Raw genomic sequence first — 1,568 nt, 5'->3', positions numbered from 1 at the left:
TAAAAGAACTACTAATAAAAGTTGTTGATCCACTCTAATTTTCCTTTTTACACATCATTGTAAAATACAACGGATTTGTTTGATGAGGGCCTAACGCCCGCATCAGGTGCGCCGAAGGCGTCACCTGGATGAGCTTGTTAGCCGAACCTTTTAAGAATCTGGTGCTACCAAGTCGATAGCTTCTTCTACTTTATTTGCTTGTTTTTTTATTAGATCAGAGGATTTTTTGCTGATTATTGTTGCTACTTTATTCATCCCTGGTACTTTCGAAAGCTCATCAACCGCTGTACTAAGTTTTGAGCTTTTATCAAGAACATCCATGACAGGATGGTCTGCTTTGTCATAATTTGAAATTAACTTTCCTGGATTTTCTGAACTTACATCTAATAAATTATAAAGTAATTTTTCTCTAAGCTCTGAAGATATTTCACTGTCATCTATAGATTCTATTTGGCTGGACAAACCTTCAAAGGTTTTACTCAAAACTTCTTTATGAGTATATTCCTCTACAAGACGTTTAGATAAATTTGCTTTCTTATTTGCGGAATATGCCAGCCATAAAAATGGTACATACAGTGGAAGTATCGCTACAACCATTCGTGGAAGCTCTAAGATGATTCTCTCTAATGTTTTCCCTTCATTCATCAAGTATGAGTTTACAATGAACGGTATTAAAGAAACCATAACCATGCCTAGAATTGAGGCGTTGAATATTCTGGACGACTTAGCACCTTCCTTTATTTCAGCTTTTCTTTTCTCAGAAAAAGCATGACTCAACCCAGCGGTTAAGGCATCAGGAAGCAAAGATTTAATTTTTTCTGTGGCATTTGTAAACTCTCGCTCCCATAACTTTTTCTTTTCGCTGATCTCTTGTTTTTCAGTTGAAATAAACTCTTCTAGTTTTGCATCGTAATTTGATTTTATTTCTTCTATTTTCTGGTCAATCTCATCCAAGTCAGATTCAATTTTTTTATGTGTTTCTTCTAGGGTTTCTTTAATCCCTTTATGCTTAATTAATTCCCCATTTTCATCCTCATCCTCATAGCCAAATACCTCATAATATAAGTCATCATACTCTTGTTTCTTTTTTAAAAGAGTATTATAAGTAGCATTGATTTTGCTGTAGAGGGTCGTAGATTTTTCATATGAATCTTGAATCTCTCGATTCTGCTCCTCTATTTCGGGGTGGCGATTATATATTTCTATAAGAACATTGTTTCTTTCTTCTATATCTTCTATTTTCTGAAATTCATTTTCAGCTTTAGATGTAATGTTTACAATTTCATTGAAGTATTCGTCAGAGCTTTCCTTGAATTTAACGATATCAGACAGGCTGGTTTTAGCTTGTCTAGAAGCATTCTCGGCCTCATTTTTTGCTTCCAGACTTCTATTTCTGTACTCAGATGTTTTTCGTGATGCTTGCCTGGCATCCTTTTCATGCTCTGGTGTTCTTTTGTTTATTTCTTGCTGTAACTCCGTAACAGCAATCCATAGTTTTTTTCTTTCTTCTTCCAAATATTCAGTTTGCTTCATTTTCTATAAGTTAACGTTGAAAGTGATGTGGTTCG

At 34.7% G+C, this 1,568-nt stretch carries 1 protein-coding gene; it reads right to left on the bottom strand.

What is annotated here, in order from left to right; genetic code table 11:
- Positions 1-150: 150 nt before the first annotated feature.
- Entirely contained in the window at positions 151-1,533 is a 1,383-nt protein-coding gene (locus ACY2RQ_RS19270) for a hypothetical protein (RefSeq protein ID WP_490114636.1), read from the bottom strand.
- Between the last annotated feature and the right edge of the window lie 35 nt (positions 1,534-1,568).

This window comes from Parendozoicomonas sp. 209JJ7-1, assembly GCF_058147085.1.
Note: the sequence above shows the minus strand (reverse complement) of the source record. Positions and strands in the feature narration are given on the sequence as shown.

Excerpts from the sequence above, each read along its gene's own strand:
- ACY2RQ_RS19270 (WP_490114636.1), bottom strand. The coding sequence starts at position 1,533 with ATGAAGCAAACTGAATATTTGGAAGAAGAAAGAAAAAAACTATGGATT.